The sequence below is a fragment of the Streptomyces flaveolus genome (assembly GCF_044765825.1).
In the GTDB taxonomy this organism is placed as follows: domain Bacteria; phylum Actinomycetota; class Actinomycetes; order Streptomycetales; family Streptomycetaceae; genus Streptomyces; species Streptomyces flaveolus.
Window position 1 is genome coordinate 384261 of record NZ_JBIWKU010000003.1, and the last position, 22443, is coordinate 406703.

A 22443-nucleotide genomic window follows, 5' to 3' on the forward strand; every position below is an offset into this window, starting at 1 on the left:
GGGTGGATGACCAGCGAGGTGGAGCAGCCGGCGGCCGTGTCCGAGGCGCTCGGATACGAGCAGGCGCGGGACGAGCTGATCGAGGTCGTACGGCGGCTGGAGGCCGGCGGTACGACCCTGGAGGAGTCCCTCGCCCTGTGGGAGCGGGGCGAGGAGCTGGCGAAGGTGTGCCGGCGGTGGCTGGAGGGCGCCCGGGCCCGCCTGGACGCGGCGCTGGCCGAGGAGACCGGGGCGGGGGACGAGGGCGGGGACGCGTAGCCCCCTCCCGCTCCCCCCGCTTCTCGCCCTCTCCTCTACTTCCCGCTGTCCTCGGCGAGCGTGTGCGCGACGAGCGCGTTGGCGTGTCCGTGGCCCAGTCCGTGCTCGGTCTTGAGCCAGGCGACGAGTTCCATGTGCTTGCTGAGCGGCGAGGAGCGGATCAGTTCCTTCCACTCCGCGACCGGCCGGCCGTACTTCTTCTCGATCGACGGGAAGTAGGAGGCGGGGCCCTTCACGGTGCTGGTCATGTCGGCGCGGTCCCATCGGTGCGATTGGCGGTCTGTCGCCTGGTAGGACGGCGGCCGGCGCGCGAAATGATCGCCCACCGTTCGTGACCTGCGTCACTCTTCGATCCCTGATCACGTGAAGCGGATCACTCCACTCCCCTATTGGTTGAAGCTTGAACTTCTTTCGCGTAGCGTCGTCCCCGTCAACGGCTTCCGTGCCGAACCACGTGGCCGACGCACATCCCGAGGAAGTTCACGTATGTCTCTCGTTCTTGACCCCGCCGCCCAGGACCTCCTGTTCCGCGAGGCCCGCACCGCCAACACCTTCACCGACGAGCCGGTGACCGACGAGCAGGTGCAGGCGATCTACGACCTGGTCAAGTACGGTCCGACCGCCTTCAACCAGTCCCCGCTGCGCATCACGCTGGTCCGCTCCCCCGAGGCCCGCGAGCGTCTGCTCCAGCACATGGCCGAGGGCAACCGGCCCAAGACCGCCACCGCTCCGCTGGTCGCGATCTTGTCGGCGGACAACGAGTTCCACGACGAGCTGCCGGAGCTCTTCCCGCACTTCCCGCAGGCCAAGGACGCATTCTTCAGCGAGCGCCCCGTGCGTGAGGGTTCCGCCACGCTGAACGCCGCCCTCCAGGCCGCGTACTTCATCGTCGGCGTCCGTGCCGCCGGTCTGGCCGCCGGCCCGATGACCGGCCTCGACTTCGAGGGCGTCCGCAAGGAGTTCCTGGACGACGACCACACCCCGCTGATGGTCGTCAACATCGGCCGCCCGGGCCCGGACGCCTGGTTCCCGCGCTCCCCGCGCCTGTCGTACGAGCAGGTCGTCACCACCGTCTGAGACGACGCCCGCGGTGCGCCGCGGTCACCGTACGACGAAGGCCCCCGGCAGCGAGCCGGGGGCCTTCGTCGTACGTCTGTCCCGGCCGGGACTCAGCCCGTCTTCAGCGCCGCCGCCATGTCGGCCAGCTGCTCGAACGACCCGGTGCCCGCCACGACGGTCGTCGCTCCCTTGGCGCCGTCCGCGTCCTGGAGCACCAGCGCGTCGTACCGGCCGCCCTCGTAGCGGGTCCACGTGCGGCCGGCGATCTGCTCGGTGGCGTCGGTCTTCCGCCCGCCCTGGCTGGCCTCCTCAATGAAGGTGGCCGGCTTCTCCGTGGACTGCTCGACCGCGACGTACTCGCCGTCGGGAGCGCGGAAGCCCAGGTGCCAGGCGTCGAAGTCGTCGCCGCGGAACCGGACGGAGGTCGGCTTCCAGTCCTTGGACAGTCCCTCGGGGGCCGCGATCGGGTACGACGCGGCGCGGCGCGCGGTGAGCAGCTCGACCCGGTAGTCGACCCGCTTGATGTCGGGCTCGCCCTCGTCGTGCGGGATGAAGAGCCACATGCCCAGCCCCACGAGCACGATGACCCCCAGGGAGAAGATCATGTCCCGGGCCGTCTTCTGCTTGCCTTTCGTACCTGCCACGCCCCTATCGTCGCAGGTCCCTGATCCGCTCATCCGTGGGGTCCCCTGCTCATTTTGTCGGACTGACGATAGAGTGCGCCTCATACCCTCATCCGGCCGTCGTCGTATCAGAAAGGTGCGCTCCGATGACCGAGCATCATCATCTGCCGTCCGAGCTGGACGTCCCCTCAGAGGCCCCCGACCGCAACCTCGCCCTGGAGCTCGTCCGGGTCACCGAGGCCGCGGCGATGGCCGCCGGCCGCTGGGTCGGGCGCGGCGACAAGAACGGCGCCGACGGTGCCGCGGTGCGCGCCATGCGCACCCTCGTCTCCACCGTCTCGATGAACGGCGTCGTCGTCATCGGCGAGGGTGAGAAGGACGAGGCCCCGATGCTCTTCAACGGAGAGCAGGTCGGGGACGGGACCGGGGCCGAGGTCGACATCGCCGTCGACCCGATCGACGGGACCACGCTGACCGCCAAGGGCATGACCAACGCGATCGCCGTGCTGGCCGCCGCCGAGCGCGGCTCCATGTTCGACCCGTCGGCCGTGTTCTACATGGACAAGCTGGTCACCGGGCCGGAGGCCGCCGACTTCGTCGACATCAACGCGCCCGTGTCCGTGAACATCCGCCGGGTCGCCAAGGCCAAGCGCCGCACCCCCGAGGACGTCACGGTCGTCATCCTCGACCGGCCCCGGCACCAGGACCTGATCAAGGAGGTCCGGGAGACAGGCGCCCGGATCAAGCTGATCTCCGACGGTGACGTGGCCGGCTCCATCCTGGCGCTGCGCGAGGGCACCGGCATCGACCTGCTGCTCGGCATCGGCGGCACGCCCGAGGGCATCATCTCGGCCTGCGCCGTGAAGTGCCTGGGCGGCACCATCCAGGGCAAGCTGTGGCCCAAGGACGACGAGGAACGGCAGCGCGCGATCGACGCCGGGCACGACCTGGACCGGGTGCTGACCACGGACGACCTGGTCTCCGGGGACAACGTCTTCTTCGTCGCGACCGGCATCACCGACGGCGAACTGCTGCGCGGGGTGCGGTACCGGTCCGAGACGGCCACGACCGACTCGATCGTGATGCGGTCGAAGTCGGGCACGGTGCGGCGGATCGACTCCGAGCACCGGCTGAGCAAGCTGCGGGCGTACAGCGCGATCGATTTCGACCGGGCGAAGTGACGCCGTCGGTCTCGCAGGGCGCCCTCTGAAGCGAGGGGGTGCCGACGCATGGCGGGTGCGGCTGTGTCGTGGCTGGTCGTGCCCGCGCGGCGGAGCCGCACATGTCACAGCCCCGCGCCCCTGAGTCGGCTGACTCCAGGGCGTGAGAAAACCCGCCCCTCGCCCCTGGGCGAGCTGTCCTGCCCGGCGTGACGAAAGGCGCCCCCTGTGCGGAGGGGGCGCCTTTGCCGTGTCGGGGGTCAGCCGGCCGCGGCTATGCGGCCCGCTGCTGTGCGGGTCGTCTTCTGGAGCTCCAGCTCGCGGCGCCGACGGCGGGCCAGGACCACTCGGCGTTCGGCGGCGGTGAGACCGCCCCAGACGCCGTAGGGCTCGGGCTGCAGGAGTGCGTGCTCGCGGCATTCGACCATGACCGGGCAGCGCGCGCACACGCGCTTGGCCGCCTCCTCGCGGGAGAGCCGGGCGGCGGTGGGTTCCTTGGAGGGTGCGAAGAACAGTCCGGCCTCGTCGCGCCGGCACACCGCCTCGGTGTGCCACGGAGCGTCTTGGTCCCTGTCCCGCACGGGTACCCGCTGGGCCGGAACGGCAGCTACCTGCAGGGACGAATGCGGCGGTTGCAGCACGGTCTACTCCTGACGACGGCTTCGCGAGCGAGAGACGATGCGTCAGGCTTACCCGCTGTGCGCGCGCCTATGCACTGGGTTTCCCACCGCGGCGGGCGCCGCGCTACACGTGCTTGCGCAAACCCTTCTCCACCTTGCGCTGCACCCGGTCGAGGATGTCCGCGACGAGTTTGCCGCGCTTGGGGCGCGCCTCGACGCTGCCCAGCACGGCCCAGCCGTCCACGTAGATGACGGGGGCCTCGGCCTCGGTCGAGTCGAGGGAGGCCACCTCGAAGCTGCCGAGGACGCCGCCGCCCGCGCCGCGCAGCGACACGTTCTCCGGGACCCGCACGTCGACGCTGCCGAAGACGGCGAACGCCTTGATCACGACCTGCTGGTGCTCGAAGAGCGCTTCGCTGAGGTCGATCTCGACGCTCCCGAACACCGCGTACGCGTGGATACGGCGGCTCGCGCGCCGGCGGCCCCTGCGGACGGCGCTGCTGAACACCGCCACCACGTTCTCCTCGGGGTCCGCCGGGATCGCGCCGAGGGTGGGGCGGTCGGGGGCCGGGGCCGCGGTGGCGCCCCGTCCGCCGTGCGCGGCGGGCAGGTCGCGCACGAACACGTCCAGCTCGCCGACCGTCTTGGCGGCCAGCACGCCCTCCACGCGCTCGGCGTGCTCCTCGGCGGTCAGACGCCCCTCGGCGAGGGCGTCGCGCAGCATGTCGGCGATGCGGTCACGGTCGGCGTCCGAGGCGCGCAACTCGGTGACGTGCGGCGCCGTGCCCGCCTGCGGCTGTCGGTCGTGCTTCTGAAGGTCCACGCCCGCAGCGTACCGAAACGCGATAGATCGCGACCAGGGGTGTGGACAACCTTGTCGCGGTCCGCTTCCCCCGCGGCCTACTGAGCCTTACCTCACAAGCTCGCCGCCGACGACAGGTTTTACGCTGGTGGACGCTGCCAACGGAGGCCAGCCGTCGTTGCTGAGGAATCCAGCCGCGCGTGATGTCGAGTGAGGAATGGGCGAGATGCCTGAGTTCGCGTACACCGATCTGCTCCCCCAGGGCGAGGACACCACTCCGTACCGGCTGGTGACCGCCGAGGGTGTCTCCACCTTCGAGGCCGACGGGCGGACCTTCCTCAAGGTGGAGCCGGAGGCGCTGCGCAAGCTGGCCGAGGAGGCCATCCACGACATTCAGCACTATCTGCGCCCGGCCCACCTGGCGCAGCTGCGCCGCATCATCGACGACCCCGAGGCGTCGGGCAACGACAAGTTCGTGGCGCTGGACCTGCTGAAGAACGCGAACATCGCGGCGGCGGGCGTGCTGCCGATGTGCCAGGACACCGGCACGGCGATCGTCATGGGCAAGCGCGGCCAGAACGTCCTGACGGCGGGCGGTGACGAGGAGGCCCTGAGCCGGGGCATCTACGACGCGTACCAGAACCTGAACCTGCGCTACTCGCAGATGGCTCCGCTCACCATGTGGGAGGAGAAGAACACCGGCTCCAACCTCCCGGCCCAGATCGAGCTGTACGCGACCGACGGCGGCGCCTACAAGTTCCTGTTCATGGCGAAGGGCGGCGGCTCGGCCAACAAGTCGTTCCTGTACCAGGAGACGAAGGCCGTCCTCAACGAGTCCTCCATGATGAAGTTCCTGGAGGAGAAGATCCGCTCGCTCGGTACGGCCGCCTGCCCGCCGTACCACCTGGCGATCGTCGTCGGCGGTACGTCGGCCGAGTACGCGCTGAAGACCGCGAAGTACGCCTCCGCGCACTACCTGGACGAGATCCCGGCCGAGGGTTCGGACCTCGGGCACGGCTTCCGGGACAAGGAGCTGGAGGAGAAGGTCTTCGAGCTGACGCAGAAGATCGGCATCGGCGCGCAGTTCGGCGGCAAGTACTTCTGCCACGACGTGCGCGTGGTCCGGCTGCCCCGGCACGGCGCCTCCTGCCCGGTCGCCATCGCCGTGTCCTGCTCCGCGGACCGGCAGGCCGTCGCGAAGATCACCGCCGAGGGCGTCTTCCTGGAGCAGCTGGAGACCGACCCGGCGCGGTTCCTGCCGGAGACGACGGACGAGCAGCTCGACGAGTCCGGTGACGTCGTGAAGATCGACCTCAACCAGCCGATGGACGCCATCCTGGCCGAGCTGACCAAGTACCCGGTCAAGACCCGCCTGTCCCTGACGGGCCCGCTGGTCGTGGCGCGCGACATCGCGCACGCCAAGATCAAGGAGCGGCTGGACGCGGGTGAGGAGATGCCGCAGTACCTGAAGGACCACCCGGTGTACTACGCCGGTCCGGCGAAGACGCCGGAGGGCTACGCGTCCGGGTCCTTCGGGCCGACCACGGCCGGGCGGATGGACTCCTACGTGGAGCAGTTCCAGGCGGCGGGCGGTTCCAAGGTGATGCTGGCGAAGGGCAACCGGAGCAAGCAGGTCACCGACGCCTGCGGCACGCACGGCGGTTTCTACCTCGGCTCGATCGGCGGCCCGGCCGCCCGTCTCGCGCAGGACTGCATCAAGAAGGTCGAGGTCGTCGAGTACGAGGAGCTCGGCATGGAGGCGGTCTGGAAGATCGAGGTCGAGGACTTCCCGGCGTTCATCGTGGTGGACGACAAGGGCAACGACTTCTTCCAGGACCCGGCGCCGGCGCCCACCTTCACGTCCATTCCGGTACGCGGTCCCGGACTCGCCTGACGAGGGCGGTGACGATTCGCCTCCACGGGGAACAGTGGTCCCGGCGCGGACGCTGTGACACGTGGAGGTGATCGTCGATGGCCGACGAGCAGGACAGGACCGAGTACCGCACCGAGCACGACTCCATGGGCGAGGTGCGGGTCCCCGCCCACGCCAAGTGGCGGGCGCAGACGCAGCGCGCGGTGGAGAACTTCCCGGTGTCCGGACAGCGCATCGAGCGCGCGCACATCGAGGCGCTGGCCCGCATCAAGGGCGCGGCGGCGAAGATCAACGCCGAGCTGGGGGTCCTGGACGAGGACGTCGCCGCCGCGATCCAGGAGGCGGCCGGCGAGGTCGCCGAGGGAAAGTGGGACGAGCACTTCCCCGTGGACGTGTTCCAGACGGGGTCGGGGACCTCGTCCAACATGAACACCAACGAGGTCATCGCCACCCTGGCCAGTGAGCGGCTCGGCCGGGACGTGCACCCCAACGACCACGTCAACGCCTCCCAGTCGTCCAACGACGTCTTCCCGTCGTCGATCCACATCGCCGCCACCGCCGCCGTGAGCCGGGACCTCGTCCCCGCGCTGGACCACCTCGCCACCGCCCTGGAGCGCAAGGCCGGGGAGTTCGCCGACGTCGTGAAGTCCGGGCGTACGCACCTCATGGACGCCACGCCCGTCACCCTGGGCCAGGAGTTCGGCGGCTACGCGGCCCAGGTGCGGTACGGCATCGAGCGGCTGAACGCGTCGCTGCCCCGGCTCGCCGAACTGCCGCTGGGCGGCACCGCGGTCGGCACCGGCATCAACACCCCGCCCGGTTTCGCCGCCGCCGTCATCGAGGAGGTGGCCCGCGCGACCGGGCTGCCGCTGACCGAGGCGCGCGACCACTTCGAGGCGCAGGGCGCGCGCGACGGCATCGTCGAGACCAGCGGGCAGCTGCGGACCATCGCCGTCGGGCTGACGAAGATCGCGAACGACCTGCGGTGGATGTCCTCCGGGCCGCGCACCGGCCTCGCGGAGATCTCGCTGCCCGACCTCCAGCCCGGCTCGTCCATCATGCCGGGCAAGGTGAACCCGGTCATCCCGGAGGCCGTGCTCATGGTCGCGGCCCAGGTCACCGGAAACGACGCGACCGTCGCCACCGCCGGGGCGGCCGGCAACTTCGAGCTCAACGTGATGCTGCCGGTCATCGCCAAGAACGTGCTGGAGTCGGTGCGGCTGCTCGCCAACGTCTCGCGGCTGCTGGCCGACCGGACCGTCGACGGCATCGTCGCCCACCGCGACCGGGCCCGCGAGTACGCCGAGTCCTCGCCCTCCGTGGTCACGCCGCTCAACAAGTACATCGGGTACGAGGAGGCCGCCAAGGTCGCCAAGAAGGCGCTGGCCGAGCGGAAGACGATCCGTCAGGTGGTGCTGGAGGGCGGGTACGTCGAGCGCGGCGACCTCACCCACGAGCAACTGGACGAGGCCCTGGACGTGCTGCGGATGACCCACCCGTGACCGGAGGGCCGTCGTGGACGCGGACGCTCCTCGCGATCACCCGCACATCGGATGGCCTGGGCACCTAATATCTGTCCATGGCAGACGGTGAAGCGGTGAGCGCGGGGGCACAGGCGGGCGGTCCGGCCGCCCCGGCGGGGTACTGGGCGCCCGGCAGTCACATCCTGTGGCGGTACCGGGAGAACGGCGGCCGGCACTTCCACATCGCGCGCCCCGTGACCGTCGTCCGCGACGACGCCGACCTGCTCGCCGTGTGGATGGCGCCCGGCACCGAGTGCGTGAAGCCGGTGCTCGCCGACGGCACGCCCGTGCACCTGGAGCCGCTGGGGTCGCGCTACACCAAGCCGCGCACCGTGCAGCGCGACCGCTGGTTCGGCACCGGTGTGCTGAAGCTGGCCCGGCCCGGTGACCCCTGGTCGGTGTGGCTGTTCTGGGACCCGGGCTGGGTTTTCAAGAACTGGTACGTGAACCTGGAGGAACCGCTGACCCGTTGGGAGGGCGGTGTCGACTCCGAGGATCACTTTCTGGACATCACCGTGCAGCCGGACCGCAGTTGGCACTGGCGGGACGAGGACGAGTTCGCGCAGGCCCAGCGGGACCGGCTGGTGGACGCCGGCCTCGCCGAGCAGGTGCGCAGGGCGGGACGCGCGGCGGTCGAGGTGATCCGGGCCTGGGGGCCGCCGTTCTCGGACGGCTGGGAACAGTGGCGACCGGATCCGTCCTGGCCGGTACCGTCGCTGCCCGGCGACTGGGATCGCACTCCCGCGCACGTGTCCCCATGAGACCCTTGATGCGCCCCCGGGCAAGAAACGTAGGATCGTCCTCCGCAAGGGTGCGCAGCGGCAACCGGCGGAGCGTGCACTGTGCTTGACCGATCGTCACCGAGGGGCGGCAGGACGTGAGCGAGGGGTACGAGGGCAATACCGGCACGGGTCGCAAGCGGCCCGCCGGTGGCACAGGAACAGCCTCTGACCACGCGGGAATTCCGTTCCTGGGGCCCGTCTTGCGGGTATCGGGATTTCTGCGGGACGAACTGCACGCGCCGCGCGCAGTCCCGGACGGATGGATTCGACACGCGTGACGGAGCACCCGACCTCCTTCGAACGCCCCCCGACGGGCGCCGACCCCACGGACTCCCGCGGGGCGTTCCTGAGTGCCCCCGTGCCGCCGCGGGCCCCCGAGGCCGCCTTACCGGCACAGGGACGCACCGGAGAGACGCCGCCCGTCCCCGGCGCGGCCGCCTTCGAGCACTCCCAGCCGGGTGCGGAGCACGCCGCCGAGCCCGACACCCACCGCCCGCGGCCCACGACCGAGGGCGTCCCGCTCCAGCCCGGTGGTGCCTCGGGCGGGGCGGGGGCACCGGCGGGGCAGGGCGGCCGTGACACGTCCCCGGAGCCGGACCGGCGCACCGGGCAGCCCACCGCGCCCGGACGGCCGACGCCCATGCGGCGTGACGGGGACCGGCTGCGGTTCGTCGGCGCCGCGACCCGGCGGATCGCCCGGGGCATGGACCTGGACGAGATCGTCATGGGGCTGTGCCGGGCCACCGTGCCGACCTTCGCGGACGCCATCCTCGTCTATCTGCGCGAGCCGCTGCCCGTCGGCGACGAGCGGCCCACCGGCCCCCTGGTGCTGCGGCTGCGCCGTACCGACCGGATACCGGCCGAGCGGGACACCGAGGGCGGTTTCCTGCCCGCCGCCCAGCCCGAGCCCTCCGAGCTGGAAGCGGTCGGGTCCGAGCTGTGCGAGGTACGGCCCGGCAGCGCGCTCGCCGAGGTGCTGCGCGGGGTCCGCCCGGTCTTCACGGACACCCCCGCGGCCCGTGCCGCCCTGCCCGACCTGCTCGGCGACGGCGGCGAGTTCGCCGTGCCCGGCGGCCGGCGCGCGATCCTCGCGCCGCTGCGCGGCCGGCGCCGGGTGATCGGGGCGGCCCTGTTCCTGCGCGGCCCGGAGCGCATCGCCTTCGAGGGCGACGACCTGCTGGTCGCCGCCCAGCTCGCGACGCACAGCGCGCTCGGCATCGACAAGGCGGTGCTGTACGGGCGCGAGGCGTACATCGCCGACGAGCTGCAGCGCACGATGCTCCCGGAGAACCTGCCGCGCTGCACCGGCGTACGGCTGGCCTCCCGTTATCTGCCGGCCGCCGAGACGGCGCGGGTCGGCGGCGACTGGTACGACGCGATCCCGCTGCCCGGCAGCCGGGTCGCGCTGGTCGTCGGGGACGTCATGGGCCACTCGATGACGTCGGCGGCCATCATGGGCCAGCTGCGGACCACCGCGCAGACCCTGGCCGGGCTCGACCTGCCCCCGCAGGAGGTGCTGCACCACCTGGACGAGCAGGCCCAGCGCCTCGGCACCGACCGCATGGCGACCTGCCTGTACGCCGTGTACGACCCGGTCTCGCACCGCATCACCGTCGCCAACGCCGGGCACCCGCCGCCCGTGCTGCTGCACCTGGGCGGCCGTGCCGAGGTGCTGCGGGTGCCCGCGGGCGCCCCGATCGGCGTCGGCGGCGTGGACTTCGAGGCGGTGGAGCTGGACGCCCCGGCCGGTGCCACCCTGCTGCTCTACACGGACGGTCTGGTCGAGTCCCGCCTGCGGGACGTGTGGACCGGCATAGAGCAGCTGCGGGAGCGCCTCGCGGCGACCGCGCAGCTCACCGGCCCGGACCATCCGCCGCCCCTGGAAGCCCTGTGCGACGAGGTGCTGGACATGCTCGGGCCGGGCGACCGGGACGACGACATCGCGCTGCTCGCCGCCCGCTTCGACGGCATCGCGCCCAGTGACGTTGGGTACTGGTTCCTGGAGCCGGAGGACGCGGCCCCCGGCCGGGCCCGCCGCCTGGCCCGGCGCGCCCTGGCCCGCTGGGGCATGGAGGACCTCACGGACTCGGTGGAGCTGCTGGTCAGCGAGGTCGTGACCAACGCCGTGCGGTACGCGACCAAGCCGGTCACCCTGCGGCTGCTGCGCACCGACGTGCTGCGCTGCGAGGTCGGCGACGACGTGCCGCAGCTGCCGCGGCTGCGGCAGGCGCGCGCCACGGACGAGGGCGGGCGCGGGCTGTACCTGGTGAACCGGCTGGCCCGGCGCTGGGGCGCGACCCGGCTGAGCACCGGGAAGGTGGTCTGGTTCGAGCTGAACCGGGGCTGAGAGGTACGCGGAAGGGCGCCCGGTGAGCACCGGGCGCCCTTTCCCATTCCTTCCGGCGGCCTGCGGGCTACTGCTCGCGCCGGTCGCTGTCCGGGAACAGCGGGTCCTCCGGCTCCGTGGACGCCCCGCCCGTCGGAGGCTCGGTCGACGGGCTGTTGGACGGGGACATCGACGGAGACTCCTCCGGCGCCTCCGAGGTCTCCTCCTCGGTCGGCTCCTGTGACGTCGGCTCCTCGGTCGGCGTCTCCTCGGCCGTCTCCTCCTCCGAGGGCGACTCGGACGGCGACTCGGTGACCGTGGGCGAGGTGGTGGGCTGCACCGCGGCGCCCTGCTTGGTCTCCAGGTCGAACTCGGCGACGTCCGTCATCACGCCGAAGGTGTACGCGGCCCAGATCTGCGCCGGGAAGCCACCGCCGTTGACGCGGGGCTGGCCGCCCGCCTCGTACATCGGGACCTGGGCGGAGGTCTTGGAGTCCTCGCCGAACAGGCCGACGGAGGTGACCAGGCCGGGCGTGAAGCCGGTGAACCAGGCCGACTTGTTGTTGTCGGACGTACCGGTCTTGCCGGCCACCTGCTGGCCGTCGCGCATCGGGTTGTCGCGCACGGACTTCCGGGCCGTACCGTCGTCGACCACGCCGGTCAGCACGGACGTCACCGTGTCGGCGGCCTCGCGGCTGATGACCTGGTCGCCGATCGGGTCGGGGAAGTCGACCTTGCGGGAGTTGTGCTCGACCGACTTCACGACGGCCGGGGTGACCTTCTTGCCGTGGTTGTCGAGGGTGGCGTAGACGCCGGCCATCTCCAGCGGGCTCGCGCCCATACTGCCCAGCGTCTGCGCGGGGACGGCCTCCATGCCCTCGGTCTCCATGCCGAGCTTGCCGGCCACGTTCACGACCTCGGACATGCCGACGTCGACGCCCATCTGCGCGAAGACGGAGTTGACCGACTTGTTCATCGCCTCCTGGACGTCGATGTCGCCGTAGTCGGCGTCGTCCTCGTTCTCGGGGGCGAAGCCGACCTCCTGGCCGCCGTCCACCACGGGGCGTTTGCTCGTGCCGTCGTACAGGGTGTTCGCCGTGATCGGCACGCCGTCCTGCGTCTCGGCGTCCTCGTCCACGGCGGCGGCGAGGATGACCGGCTTGAAGGTGGAGGCGGGCTGGTAGTCGTCGCGGGTCGCGTTGTTGCGGAAGTGCTTGACGTAGTCCACGCCGCCGTACATCGCCACGACCGCGCCGGTCTTCGGGTCCACGGACACCGCGCCGGCCTGGACGTCGGCGTCCACGTCGCGCTTGGCCGGGTCGAGCTTGCTGGTGAGCTGCTCCTTGACGGCCTTCTCCAGCGCCGTCTGCTTCTTCTTGTCGACGTTGAGCGTGACGGTCCAGCCGCCTTCCTCGACCATCGCCTCGGCCTGCTTCATGTCCTCGGCGGTGCCGCCGGCGACGAGCTGCTTCTTCAGCGCGGAGTTGGCCGCCTCCACCAGATAACCGGTCTGGCCCTCCATCCCCGGTGCCGGCTTGGGCTCCTTGGGGACCGGGAACGTCATGGCCTGGCGGTCGGCCTTGTTCAGCCACTTCTGCTCGACCATGTTGTTCAGGACGTAGTTCCAGCGCTCCTGGACGAGCCTCTTGCCGGTGTCGCTGGCGATCGCCCAGTCGTACTGGTTGGGCGCCTGGAGCAGTGCGGCGAGGTACGCGCCCTGCTCGACCGTGAGGTCCTCGGCGTCGACGCGGTAGTAGGCCTGGGCGGCGGCCTGGATGCCGTAGGCGCCGCGGCCGTAGTAGCTGGTGTTGATGTACCCGGCGAGGATGTAGTCCTTGGGCTTCTCCCGGTCCAGCTTCAGGGAGATGACCAGCTCCTTGAGCTTGCGGGAGACGGTCTGGTCCTGGGTCAGGTAGTAGTTCTTGACGTACTGCTGGGTGATCGTCGAACCGCCCTGCGCTCCCTTGCCGGAGAGCGTGTTGAGCACGCCGCGCGCGGTGCCCTTGAGGTCGACGCCGGAGTCCTTGTAGAAGGTCTTGTTCTCGGCGGCGACGAAGGTGTGCTGGACGTCCTTGGGGACCTTGGCCAGGTCGACGATCTCGCGGTTGTAGCCCTTGCGGGCCATGATCGAGCCGTCGCTGTACTTGTAGACGTTGCCCTGCCGCTGGGCGTCGGCGTTCCCCTCGGGGATGTCGATCACCATGTACAGCACGATGAAGGCGCCCATGCCGAGCAGGATCAGGCCGAAGAACGTGCCGAGGATCTTCTTCCAGGTGAACAGCCGGCGTATGAGGCTCCGGTCGGCCGTCGGTGACGAGCGGCGTCGACTCGGCGCCGCGCGGCGGCCACCGCGCTGGCGCGCTCTTCTCTCTTCCGCTCGTCCCATGGGTCCGATCCGCTCCGATTCGGTCGTGTGTGCTCACCCGTCACACAGGTTCGCCGCTCAGGTCAGCTCAGAAAGCTAACACCGGGAGATATGGCAAACGGCTGCGGATCCGGCCTTGTACGGACGTGAGAATCAGCACCCGTTCCAAGGGAACCGACGTCCGAGAGGGGTTGAGGGTTGTCATGACAGGGAAAAGTGATATCACTTAGTTAGAACACAGCAATCATGGGAGTGCATGCGAACGCACCCCACGAGAAGGGGGGACCACCATGTCCGTACAGGAATCACCGCAGGTCGCAGCCGACGTGCCCCAGATGCCGGCGCCGCGGGTGCGGGAGACCCAGGCGCCCAGCATCGGCGGCGGGCTGGCGCTGCTGCTGGGGCTGCTCGGGCTGCTCGTCGGCGCCGGGCTGATCGTCACCGCCACGGCGGTCCCGGCGACCGGCGCGAAGGCCGGTCTGATCATCGGGGGCATCGTGATCGCCCTGGCGGCGTTCCTGGCGATGTGCGGGCTGAACATGGTGGCGCCGGGCGAGGCCCGGGTGGTGCAGCTCTTCGGGCGGTACCGGGGAACGATCCGGCAGGACGGGCTGCGCTGGGTGAACCCGTTCACCTCGCGCACCAAGATCTCGACGCGGGTGCGCAACCACGAGACGGCCGTCCTCAAGGTGAACGACGCCTACGGCAACCCGATCGAGCTGGCGGCGGTCGTGGTGTGGCGGGTGGAGGACACCGCGCAGGCCACCTTCGAGGTGGACGACTACATCGAGTTCGTCTCCACCCAGACCGAGGCGGCCGTGCGGCACATCGCCATCGAGTACCCCTACGACGCCCACGAGGAGGACGGCCTCTCGCTGCGCGGCAACGCCGAGGAGATCACCGAGAAGCTCGCCGTCGAGCTGCACGCGCGCGTGGAGGCGGCCGGCGTGCAGATCATCGAGTCCCGCTTCACGCACCTCGCCTACGCGCCGGAGATCGCCTCGGCGATGCTCCAGCGGCAGCAGGCCGGCGCGGTGGTCGCGGCGCGGCGGCAGATCGTGGACGGCGCGGTCGGCATGGTCGAGGCGGCGCTGGCCCGCATCAGTGAGCAGGACATCGTGGAGCTGGACGACGAGCGCAAGGCGGCGATGGTGTCCAACCTGATGGTCGTGCTGTGCGGTGACCGCGCCGCCCAGCCGGTCCTCAACACGGGGACGCTCTACCAGTGACGACCCCGCCCGAGGGCACGCCCCCGTCCGAGGGCCCGGCCCCCAAGCGCCGGCCGCAGCAGCGCAAGCAGGTGCTGCTGCGGCTGGACCCGCAGGTCTACGAGGCGCTGGCCCGCTGGGCGGGCGACGAGCTGCGCTCGGCCAACGCCCAGATCGAGTTCCTGCTGCGCAGGGCGCTCGCGGAGGCGGGCCGGCTGCCCGGGGACACCGGGCCGCTGCCGCGCCGGGGGCGCCCTCCGAGGGGCGGCCCGGGGGCGGCGCCGCCGCCGTGACCGGCCGCGCCTCCGCGTGATCGCGGGGGCGCGGCCTCCGTCGTAGCGGAACCGTGACATTCGGCCCCGACCTGCGGTCCCGTACCCCGAGCCACGGTCTCTGCACACCGCGTATACATGGTGCGTATACACCGTGTGTAGAGTGCGGGGCATGTCCATCGGTCACACCCTCCTGGGACTCCTGGAGTCCGGGCCGCGCCACGGTTACGACCTGAAGCGTGCCTTCGACGAGAAGTTCGGTCACGACCGGCCGCTGCACTACGGCCAGGTCTATTCGACGATGTCCCGCCTGCTGAAGAACGGCCTCGTCGTCGTCGACGGCATCGAGGCGGGCGGCGGTCCCGAGCGCAAGCGGTACGCGATCACCGACGCCGGGATCACCGACGTGCAGCAGTGGCTCGCCACGCCGGAGAAGCCCGAGCCGTACCTCCAGTCGACGCTGTACACGAAGGTCGTCCTCGCGCTGCTCACCCACCGCGACGCCGCCGACATCCTCGACACCCAGCGCTCGGAACACCTGCGCAGCATGCGCATCCTCACCGACCGCAAGCGCAAGGGCGACCTCGCCGACCAGCTCATCTGCGACCATGCCCTGTTCCATCTCGAGGCCGACCTGCGCTGGCTGGAGCTCACCGCCGCGCGCCTCGACAAGCTCCGTGAGGTGGTGGCCCGATGACCGCTCCCGCAGGTTCCCTGCTCTCGGCCGAGAAGCTGACCAAGGCCTACGGCCCGACGCTCGCCCTCGACGGCGCCGAGTTCTCCATCCACCCGGGCGAGGTCGTCGCCGTGATGGGCCCCTCCGGGTCCGGCAAGTCGACGCTGCTGCACTGCCTCGCCGGGATCGTGACCCCCGACTCGGGGACGATCACGTACGACGGGCGGGAACTGTCCGCCATGACCGACTCCCAGCGCAGTGCGCTGCGCCGCTCGGAGTTCGGCTTCGTGTTCCAGTTCGGGCAGCTCGTGCCGGAGCTGACCTGCATCGAGAACGTGGCCCTGCCGCTGCGTCTGAACGGCACCTCCCGCAAGGAGGCCGAGCGGGCCGCGCTGACCTGGATGGAGCGGCTGGAGGTCGACGACCTGCGCAAGAAGCGGCCCGGCGAGGTCTCCGGCGGCCAGGGACAGCGCGTCGCCGTGGCACGGTCGCTGGTCACGAACCCGCGCGTGCTGTTCGCCGACGAGCCGACCGGCGCGCTGGACTCCCTCAACGGCGAGCGGGTGATGGAACTGCTCACGGACGCCGCCCGCTCCACCAACGCCGCCGTCGTGCTGGTCACGCACGAGGCGCGGGTGGCCGCGTACTCCGACCGCGAGGTCGTCGTACGGGACGGCAGGTCGCGGGACATGGAGCGCGCCGTATGAACCCAGGGCAGTGGGCCCGCGACCTGGCGATGGGCGTCCGCTTCACCGTCACCGGCGGGCGTGAAGGGTGGACCCGGGCCCTGCTGACGGCCGTCGGCGTCGGCCTCGGAGTGGCGCTGCTGCTGCTGACGACGGCGCTGCCGAACGCGCTGACCGTCCGGCACGAGCGGGAGGCCGCGCGCACCGACATCACCTTCGACGACGGGCGGACGCCGAAGGCGGACGACACCCTGATCGTCGCCAACGTCGACACGGACTTCCGCGACGACACCGTCCGGGGCCGCGCCCTGGAGGCCGAGGGGCCGCGGGCGCCGCTGCCGCCGGGGGTGGAGAAGTTCCCGGCCGTGGGCGAGATGGTGGTCTCCCCCGCGCTCAAGGAGCTCCTGGAGTCGGACTCCGGCAAGCTGCTGCGGGAACGGCTGCCGGAGCGGATCACCGGCACGATCGGGGAGAGCGGGCTGATCGGCTCGCACGAACTCGCCTTCTTCCGGGGGGCCGCCGATCTCGCGCCCCACATCCAGAGCGGCCGGATCGCCCGGATCGACCACTTCGGCGACCCCGACCCGGGGCCCGAGCAGTCGGACCCGGTGCTGCTGCTGCTCGTCCTCGTCGTCTTCGTGGTGCTGCTGATGCCGGTCGCGGTGTTCATCGCCGCCGCCGTGCGCTTCGGCGGCGAGCGGCGCGACCGGCGGCTCGCCGCTCTGCGGCTGGTGGGCTCCGACAGCCGCATGACCCGGCGGATCGCGGCCGGCGAGGCGCTGGCGGGCGCGCTGCTCGGACTCGTCTTCGGTGCCGGATTCTTCATGATCGGACGTCAGCTGGCCGGTACGGCCGAGGTGTTCCGCATCAGCGTCTTCCCGAGCTACCTCAACCCCTCCCCGCTGCTGGCGCTGCTGGTGGCGGTGGCGGTACCGGCGGCGGCGGTGCTGGTGACGCTGTTCGCCCTGCGCGGGGTGGTCATCGAACCGCTCGGCGTGGTGCGTACGGCCAAGCCCGCACGCCGGCGGCTGTGGTGGCGGCTGCTGCTGCCGGTGGCCGGCCTGGCGATGCTGTACCCGATGATCGGCAAGGGCCGCGGCAACGGGGACTTCAACCAGTACCTGGTGACCGGCGGCGTCGTCCTGCTGCTGGTCGGCGTCACCGCGCTGCTGCCGTGGATCGTGGAGACGGTGGTCGCCCGGCTCGGCCCCGGCGGCGTGTCATGGCAGCTGGCCGTGCGCCGGCTGCAGCTGAGCAGCGGTACGGCGGCCCGCATGGTCAACGGCATCGCCGTGGCCGTCGCCGGTGCGATCGCCCTGCAGATGCTGTTCGCGGGCGTGGACGACGACTACACCAAGAGCACCGGGAAGGACGTCACGCAGGCACAGATGGAGGTGGCGCTGCCGAGTGAGACACCGGTGGCCGCGGCCGCCGCGAAGTTCCGGGCCACCCCGGGCGTCGAGGCCGTCTTCTCCTACTCCGAGGGCTACGCCGGCGACCGGCGCGAGGACCCGCAGAACTCGACGATGCTCACCGTGGGCGACTGCGCGGCGCTGCGCGAGATCGCGACGCTGACCTCGTGCCGCGACGGTGACGTGTTCGCCGTGCGCGGCGCCGAGTGGGACGCCGGTGTCGACGTGATGGCGCTCGCGAAGGACGGTCGGACGATGTACCTCGACCCGTCGTACGAGGGCGGCCCGAAGAGCCGGGAGATCCCCTGGAAGGTGCCGTCGGGCGTCAAGGAGGCGGCTCCGCGCCGGGGCCTGCTCGCCGGGATCGACCGCGGTGGGTTCCTGATCACCCCGAAGGCTCTGCCGGACTCGCTCGCCCCGGCGCTGGACGGCCACGCCTACCTCCGGCTCGACGAGTCCGCGCCGGACGTGCACGACCGGGTGCGGAACACCGCGGCGGCCGTCGACCCGCTGGCGTACCCGATGGTCTGGACGGCGACGGAGCGCACCGGCCGGTTCGACGCCATCCGCACCGGTCTGTTCGTGGGAGCGGCGTGTGTGCTGGCGCTGATCGGCGCGAGCCTGCTGGTGTCGCAGCTGGAGCAGCTGCGCGAGCGCAGGAAGCTGCTGTCGTCCCTGGTCGCCTTCGGCACCCGGCGCCGCACGCTGAGCCTGTCGGTGCTGTGGCAGACCGCGATACCGATCGCGCTGGGCCTGGTGCTGGCCGCGGTGGTCGGCCTGACGCTGGGCACGGTGCTGCTGAAGATGACGGACACCCCGGTCTCCGTCGACTGGGTCGGGGTCCTGTCGATGACCGGCATCGGCGCCGCGGTCGTCCTGGTGGTGACCCTGGCCAGCCTGCCGCCGCTGCTGCGCCTGATGCGCCCGGAGGGGCTGCGGACGGAGTAGTCCCGTCCGTCCCGACGCCCGGACGCGGCACGCACCCCGTGCCCGTCCGGGCGTCCGCGCGCCCGGACGGGACGCCCGTCCCGCCGGTCCGCCGGTGCGCCCGTCAGCCGTGGACCGTCCGCACGGGGAGGTCCTCCATCGCCTCCCGCAGCGCCGCCGCCAGCTCCTCGTACTCGGCGGAGCGGGCCGCGCCCGTGCGCATGGCGAGGGCGATACGCCTGGTGGGGGCCGGGTCGGCGAAGGAGCCGGTGAGCAGCTGGCTGGAGCGGGACGTCTCCACGCGGACCGCCGTGCGCGGCAGCAGTGTCACGCCGAGGCCGCCCGCCACCAGCTGCACCAGCGTCGACAGGCCCGCCGCCGTCGTGGTCGCGGGGACGTCCGCGCGGCCGGCCTCCCGGCAGATGTCGAGGGCCTGGTCGCGCAGGCAGTGCCCCTCGTCGAGCAGCAGCAGCTTCAGCTCGCGCAGCACGCCGCGCTCGATGCCCTCCCGGCCGCCGAGCCGGTGGTCGAGCGGGGTGACGAGCACGAAGTCCTCGTCGAAGAGCGGGAGTTCGGTGACGCCGGGAACACCGAGCGGCACCGCCAGCAACAGCAGGTCGAGGCGGCCGGACCCGAGGCCGTCCAGCAGGCTCGCCGTCTGCTCCTCGTGGACCTGGAGATCGAGGTCGGGGTAGCGGTCGTGGACCAGCCGCAGGACCGTCGGGAGCAGATACGGCGCCACGGTCGGGATGACGCCGAGCCGCAGCGCCCCGGTGAACGGCGCGCGTACCGCTTCCGCCTCCTCCAGCAGCGCCCCGACCTCCGCCAGGACCGCCTTCGTCCGCACCGCGAGCCGTTCGCCCGCCGGTGAGAGCAGCACCTTGCGCGTCGTACGCTCCAGGAGGGTGACACCGAGTGCCTCCTCCAGGGCCGAGACGGCGCCGGAGAGCGCCGGCTGGCTCATGCCGATCGCGGCGGCGGCATCGCGGAAGTGCAGATGCTCGGCGACCGCGGCGAAGGCCCGCAGCTGGGCGAGGCTGGGCTGCCTCTTCTTACCTGTCACTAATAGCCACCTCCGATCAACTCGACCGAGTGTAGCTATTTCACTAATCAATGCACTGTGTGCCAACATCAACAACGTCCAACCCATGGGAAACACTCGCAAAAGGGGTGTTTCTTCGCTGCAAGGAGAGCGCGTGCTCACTGTCGGTGACAAGTTCCCCGAGTTCGATCTGACCGCCTGCGTCTCGCTGGAGAAGGGCAAGGAGTTCCAGCAGATCAACCACAAGACCTACGAGGGTCAGTGGAAGGTCATCTTCGCGTGGCCCAAGGACTTCACCTTCGTGTGCCCGACCGAGATCGCCGCCTTCGGCAAGCTGAACGACGAGTTCGCCGACCGCGACGCCCAGGTCCTCGGCTTCTCCGGCGACTCCGAGTTCGTCCACCACGCCTGGCGCAAGGACCACCCGGACCTGACCGACCTGCCGTTCCCGATGATGGCGGACTCCAAGCACGAGCTGATGCGCGACCTCGGCATCGAGGGCGAGGACGGCTTCGCCAAGCGCGCCGTGTTCATCGTGGACCAGAACAACGAGATCCAGTTCACCATGGTGACCGCGGGCTCGGTCGGCCGTAACCCCAAGGAGGTCCTGCGGGTCCTCGACGCGCTGCAGACCGACGAGCTCTGCCCGTGCAACTGGAGCAAGGGCGACGAGACCCTCGACCCGGTCGCGCTGCTGGCCGGGGAGTGATCTGACATGTCCCTCGACTCCCTGAAGTCCGCCGTACCGGACTACGCCAAGGACCTGAAGCTCAACCTGGGCTCGGTCATCGGCAATTCCGACCTCCCGGCGCAGCAGCTGTGGGGCACCGTGCTGGCGACCGCCATCGCCTCGCGCTCCCCGATCGTGCTGCGCGAGCTGGAGCCGGAGGCGAAGGCGAACCTCACGCCGGAGGCGTACACGGCCGCCAAGTCGGCCGCCGCCATCATGGCGATGAACAACGTCTTCTACCGCACCCGGCACCTGCTGTCGGACCACGAGTACGGCACCCTGCGCGCCGGTCTGCGGATGAACGTCATCGGCAACCCGGGCGTCGACAAGGTCGACTTCGAGCTGTGGTCCTTCGCGGTCTCCGCGATCAACGGCTGCGGCATGTGCCTGGACTCGCACGAGCAGGTGCTGCGCAAGGCCGGCATCGACCGCGAGGTCATCCAGGAGGCCTTCAAGATCGCCGCGGTGATCGAGGCCGTCGGCGCCACGCTGGACGCCGAGGCCGTTCTCGCCCAGTAGTCCCGCCGGACCCGGCAAGAAGGGCCCCGCTCACCGTCCTGGTGAGCGGGGCCCTTCGCGTCGCTAGGCCGGCGGCGTCTCCGGTGACGGCTCGGCCTCGGCGGCGGGCTCCGGCCGTGGTTCCGCCGCCGGGGACGCGTCCGTCGACGTCGCGCCGCGCGGCCTGGGTGCCTGCCGTACGGCGGCCTCGCGGGAGTACGCCCGCAGATAGCCCACGACGGTGTTCGTCACCGCGACCAGTGGTACGGCGACCACCGCGCCGCCGATGCCGGCCACCATGCCGCCGGCGGCCACCGACAGCACCACGGCCAGCGGATGCACCCGCACCGCGCGCCCGAGGATGAACGGCTGCAGGATGTGGCCCTCGATCTGCTGCACCACCAGCACGACGACGAGCGTCATGACCGCCGCGAACATGCCCTGCGTCACCAGCGCCACGACGACCGCGAGGGCGCCCGACACCACGGCGCCGACGAGCGGGATGAAGGCGAACAGGAAGATGAACACGGCCAGCGGAACGGCCATCGGCACGTCGAGGAAGTAGACGCCGAGGCCGATGAAGATGGCGTCGATCAGCGCGACCACGACCGTGCCGCGCACATACGCGGTCAGCGTCCGCCAGGCGCGCGGACCGGCACCGGCGACGCCCGGCCGGGCCGCGGCCGGCACCAGCTTCAGCGTCCACTGCCAGATGCGCTTGCCGTCGTAGAGGAGGAACAGCGTCGAGAAGGCGGCCAGCAGGATGCCGGTGAGCGCCTCGACGACGACCGTGACGCCCTCCAGTCCGGCGGAAGTTATCTGGTCGGTGTTGGCCCCGACCGCGTCGCGCAGGTTCTTGGCGATCTCGTTGATCTGCTTGTCGGTGACGTGGAAGGGGCTGTTCAGCAGCCAGTTCCGCAGCTCGTCGATGCCGTCCTGGACCTGGTCGGAGAGGTTGTCGATGTTCTCCATGACCTGCCAGGTGACGAACCAGCCGATCAGGCCCATCACCACGAAGCCGAGGATGGCGGTCAGCGCCGTGGCCGGCCCGCGGGGCACCCCGTGCCGTCGCAGCCACGCCACCGAGGGCTGGAGCAGGGCCGTGATCAGCAGCGCGGCCACGAACGCCAGCACCACCAGCTGTACGGCGCTGATCACCTTCATCAGCACCCAGAGGGTGCCCGCGAGGACCAGCAGCCGCCATCCGGCCTCCGCCGCGACCCGCATGCCCCACGGCACCGCCTGCGCGGGGTCGGGCCGTTCCCGGAAGACAGGCGTGTGATCCACGAACGCGTGCCCGTGCCCGCCGGACCCGTGGTCCGCGTCCGGCAAGGACACGTGGTCCGGGGCGTGCCCGGGTAGAGCGTCGTGGGTTTCGGGGTCCTCGCCCTCCGCCTCGGCACGACGCTGGTCCAACTGCCTGCTCATCCGGGTCAGTCCGGCGCCGAGCCGGTCCAGCCACCCTGGCACTCGCGACATGATCCGTCCTCTTCCCCCGTCTCTCCCCACCACTCCCCCCTGGAGTCGTTCCCATCCGACCGTACATGGCGGGAGCGCGAAAGCCCCTCACCGTAGGACGGTGAGGGGCTGCGCGAGGTTGA

21 protein-coding genes are annotated in these 22443 nt (G+C 71.1%); 14 read left to right on the forward strand and 7 right to left on the reverse strand.

Annotated features, from left to right (window positions below):
• Positions 1-6 precede the first annotated feature (6 nt).
• Entirely contained in the window at positions 7-258 is a 252-nt protein-coding gene (locus ACIRG6_RS11265) for an exodeoxyribonuclease VII small subunit (protein WP_318214266.1), read from the forward strand.
• Positions 259-293: 35 nt separating this feature from the next.
• Here the strand turns inward: ACIRG6_RS11265 and ACIRG6_RS11270 are convergent, their stop codons facing one another.
• Positions 294-506, reverse strand: coding sequence for a DUF4287 domain-containing protein (locus ACIRG6_RS11270; RefSeq protein WP_364676014.1), 213 nt, complete (start codon positions 504-506; stop codon positions 294-296).
• A 238-nt stretch (positions 507-744) separates the two neighbouring features.
• On the opposite strand from ACIRG6_RS11270, the gene ACIRG6_RS11275 reads away from it, so the two are divergent.
• Positions 745-1335, forward strand: coding sequence for a malonic semialdehyde reductase (locus ACIRG6_RS11275; protein WP_403322172.1), 591 nt, complete (start codon positions 745-747; stop codon positions 1333-1335).
• A 92-nt stretch (positions 1336-1427) separates the two neighbouring features.
• Here the strand turns inward: ACIRG6_RS11275 and ACIRG6_RS11280 are convergent, their stop codons facing one another.
• On the reverse strand, positions 1428-1961 hold the full coding sequence (locus ACIRG6_RS11280) for a DUF4245 domain-containing protein (RefSeq protein ID WP_364676017.1): 534 nt from the start codon (positions 1959-1961) through the stop codon (positions 1428-1430).
• A gap of 125 nt (positions 1962-2086) precedes the next feature.
• Here ACIRG6_RS11280 and glpX point away from each other — a divergent pair, with 125 nt between their 5' ends.
• Positions 2087-3121, forward strand: a complete 1035-nt coding sequence (gene glpX, locus ACIRG6_RS11285) for a class II fructose-bisphosphatase (RefSeq protein ID WP_189228867.1) — start codon at positions 2087-2089, stop codon at positions 3119-3121.
• Between the two features lie 239 nt (positions 3122-3360).
• Here the strand turns inward: glpX and ACIRG6_RS11290 are convergent, their stop codons facing one another.
• Positions 3361-3741: a WhiB family transcriptional regulator gene (locus tag ACIRG6_RS11290; RefSeq protein WP_350714380.1), complete on the reverse strand. Its 381-nt coding sequence runs from the start codon at positions 3739-3741 to the stop codon at positions 3361-3363.
• Between the two features lie 103 nt (positions 3742-3844).
• Positions 3845-4543: a DUF1707 SHOCT-like domain-containing protein gene (locus tag ACIRG6_RS11295; protein ID WP_318214263.1), complete on the reverse strand. Its 699-nt coding sequence runs from the start codon at positions 4541-4543 to the stop codon at positions 3845-3847.
• A 205-nt stretch (positions 4544-4748) separates the two neighbouring features.
• Between ACIRG6_RS11295 and ACIRG6_RS11300 the strand changes: the two genes are divergently transcribed.
• The 4 genes from ACIRG6_RS11300 (at position 4749) to ACIRG6_RS11315 (ending at position 11047) form a co-directional block, all read left to right on the forward strand.
• On the forward strand, positions 4749-6416 hold the full coding sequence (locus ACIRG6_RS11300) for a fumarate hydratase (protein WP_403322175.1): 1668 nt from the start codon (positions 4749-4751) through the stop codon (positions 6414-6416).
• A gap of 77 nt (positions 6417-6493) precedes the next feature.
• The gene (locus ACIRG6_RS11305) at positions 6494-7897 is read left to right on the forward strand and encodes a class II fumarate hydratase (protein ID WP_364818878.1); all 1404 of its coding nucleotides are present in this window, start codon (positions 6494-6496) and stop codon (positions 7895-7897) included.
• A 77-nt stretch (positions 7898-7974) separates the two neighbouring features.
• Entirely contained in the window at positions 7975-8679 is a 705-nt protein-coding gene (gene fomD / locus ACIRG6_RS11310) for a cytidylyl-2-hydroxypropylphosphonate hydrolase (RefSeq protein WP_239772871.1), read from the forward strand.
• Between the two features lie 280 nt (positions 8680-8959).
• Positions 8960-11047 (forward strand): SpoIIE family protein phosphatase, encoded by a 2088-nt coding sequence (locus ACIRG6_RS11315; RefSeq protein WP_364818877.1) that lies wholly within the window; start codon positions 8960-8962, stop codon positions 11045-11047.
• A gap of 67 nt (positions 11048-11114) precedes the next feature.
• Here ACIRG6_RS11315 and ACIRG6_RS11320 read toward each other — a convergent pair whose 3' ends face one another.
• Positions 11115-13412: a transglycosylase domain-containing protein gene (locus ACIRG6_RS11320; RefSeq protein WP_403322178.1), complete on the reverse strand. Its 2298-nt coding sequence runs from the start codon at positions 13410-13412 to the stop codon at positions 11115-11117.
• Between the two features lie 269 nt (positions 13413-13681).
• Here ACIRG6_RS11320 and ACIRG6_RS11325 point away from each other — a divergent pair, with 269 nt between their 5' ends.
• From ACIRG6_RS11325 to ACIRG6_RS11345, 5 genes are all read left to right on the forward strand, one after another.
• Positions 13682-14620 carry an SPFH domain-containing protein gene (locus tag ACIRG6_RS11325; protein ID WP_364818875.1) on the forward strand — a complete coding sequence of 313 codons (939 nt, stop codon included), beginning with the start codon at positions 13682-13684 and terminating at the stop codon, positions 14618-14620.
• Complete coding sequence (locus ACIRG6_RS11330) at positions 14617-14892, forward strand: hypothetical protein (protein ID WP_239772832.1); 276 nt, start codon at positions 14617-14619, stop codon at positions 14890-14892. The genes ACIRG6_RS11325 and ACIRG6_RS11330 overlap by 4 nt, the downstream gene beginning before the upstream one ends.
• A 151-nt stretch (positions 14893-15043) precedes the next feature.
• Entirely contained in the window at positions 15044-15568 is a 525-nt protein-coding gene (locus ACIRG6_RS11335; protein ID WP_189228877.1) for a PadR family transcriptional regulator, read from the forward strand.
• Positions 15565-16254, forward strand: a complete 690-nt coding sequence (locus tag ACIRG6_RS11340; protein WP_403322182.1) for an ABC transporter ATP-binding protein — start codon at positions 15565-15567, stop codon at positions 16252-16254. Before ACIRG6_RS11335 ends, ACIRG6_RS11340 begins: the two co-directional genes overlap by 4 nt.
• On the forward strand, positions 16251-18593 hold the full coding sequence (locus ACIRG6_RS11345; RefSeq protein ID WP_364676033.1) for an ABC transporter permease: 2343 nt from the start codon (positions 16251-16253) through the stop codon (positions 18591-18593). Before ACIRG6_RS11340 ends, ACIRG6_RS11345 begins: the two co-directional genes overlap by 4 nt.
• 103 nt (positions 18594-18696) lie before the next feature.
• On the opposite strand, the gene ACIRG6_RS11350 is transcribed toward ACIRG6_RS11345, so the two are convergent.
• Positions 18697-19635 carry a LysR substrate-binding domain-containing protein gene (locus ACIRG6_RS11350; RefSeq protein WP_350714361.1) on the reverse strand — a complete coding sequence of 313 codons (939 nt, stop codon included), beginning with the start codon at positions 19633-19635 and terminating at the stop codon, positions 18697-18699.
• Between the two features lie 133 nt (positions 19636-19768).
• On the opposite strand from ACIRG6_RS11350, the gene ACIRG6_RS11355 reads away from it, so the two are divergent.
• Both ACIRG6_RS11355 and ACIRG6_RS11360 read left to right on the forward strand, forming a co-directional pair.
• Positions 19769-20323, forward strand: coding sequence for a peroxiredoxin (locus ACIRG6_RS11355; protein ID WP_189228881.1), 555 nt, complete (start codon positions 19769-19771; stop codon positions 20321-20323).
• 6 nt (positions 20324-20329) lie between these two features.
• Positions 20330-20863, forward strand: coding sequence for an alkyl hydroperoxide reductase (locus tag ACIRG6_RS11360; RefSeq protein WP_239762429.1), 534 nt, complete (start codon positions 20330-20332; stop codon positions 20861-20863).
• 63 nt (positions 20864-20926) lie between these two features.
• Here ACIRG6_RS11360 and ACIRG6_RS11365 read toward each other — a convergent pair whose 3' ends face one another.
• Positions 20927-22321 (reverse strand): AI-2E family transporter, encoded by a 1395-nt coding sequence (locus tag ACIRG6_RS11365; protein ID WP_392125157.1) that lies wholly within the window; start codon positions 22319-22321, stop codon positions 20927-20929.
• Positions 22322-22443: the final 122 nt, after the last annotated feature.

What these genes read in the sequence shown, in the direction of transcription:
- ACIRG6_RS11265 (WP_318214266.1), top strand. Translation starts at nt 7, where the DNA reads ATGACCAGCGAGGTGGAGCAGCCGGCGGCCGTGTCCGAGGCGCTCGGA.
- ACIRG6_RS11270 (WP_364676014.1), bottom strand. Translation starts at nt 506, where the DNA reads ATGACCAGCACCGTGAAGGGCCCCGCCTCCTACTTCCCGTCGATCGAG.
- ACIRG6_RS11325 (WP_364818875.1), top strand. Translation starts at nt 13,682, where the DNA reads ATGTCCGTACAGGAATCACCGCAGGTCGCAGCCGACGTGCCCCAGATG.
- ACIRG6_RS11365 (WP_392125157.1), bottom strand. Translation starts at nt 22,321, where the DNA reads ATGTCGCGAGTGCCAGGGTGGCTGGACCGGCTCGGCGCCGGACTGACC.
- ACIRG6_RS11345 (WP_364676033.1), top strand. Translation starts at nt 16,251, where the DNA reads ATGAACCCAGGGCAGTGGGCCCGCGACCTGGCGATGGGCGTCCGCTTC.
- ACIRG6_RS11360 (WP_239762429.1), top strand. Translation starts at nt 20,330, where the DNA reads ATGTCCCTCGACTCCCTGAAGTCCGCCGTACCGGACTACGCCAAGGAC.
- fomD (WP_239772871.1), top strand. Translation starts at nt 7,975, where the DNA reads ATGGCAGACGGTGAAGCGGTGAGCGCGGGGGCACAGGCGGGCGGTCCG.
- ACIRG6_RS11305 (WP_364818878.1), top strand. Translation starts at nt 6,494, where the DNA reads ATGGCCGACGAGCAGGACAGGACCGAGTACCGCACCGAGCACGACTCC.
- ACIRG6_RS11340 (WP_403322182.1), top strand. Translation starts at nt 15,565, where the DNA reads ATGACCGCTCCCGCAGGTTCCCTGCTCTCGGCCGAGAAGCTGACCAAG.
- ACIRG6_RS11335 (WP_189228877.1), top strand. Translation starts at nt 15,044, where the DNA reads ATGTCCATCGGTCACACCCTCCTGGGACTCCTGGAGTCCGGGCCGCGC.
- ACIRG6_RS11300 (WP_403322175.1), top strand. Translation starts at nt 4,749, where the DNA reads ATGCCTGAGTTCGCGTACACCGATCTGCTCCCCCAGGGCGAGGACACC.
- ACIRG6_RS11275 (WP_403322172.1), top strand. Translation starts at nt 745, where the DNA reads ATGTCTCTCGTTCTTGACCCCGCCGCCCAGGACCTCCTGTTCCGCGAG.
- glpX (WP_189228867.1), top strand. Translation starts at nt 2,087, where the DNA reads ATGACCGAGCATCATCATCTGCCGTCCGAGCTGGACGTCCCCTCAGAG.
- ACIRG6_RS11315 (WP_364818877.1), top strand. Translation starts at nt 8,960, where the DNA reads ATGGATTCGACACGCGTGACGGAGCACCCGACCTCCTTCGAACGCCCC.
- ACIRG6_RS11320 (WP_403322178.1), bottom strand. Translation starts at nt 13,412, where the DNA reads ATGGGACGAGCGGAAGAGAGAAGAGCGCGCCAGCGCGGTGGCCGCCGC.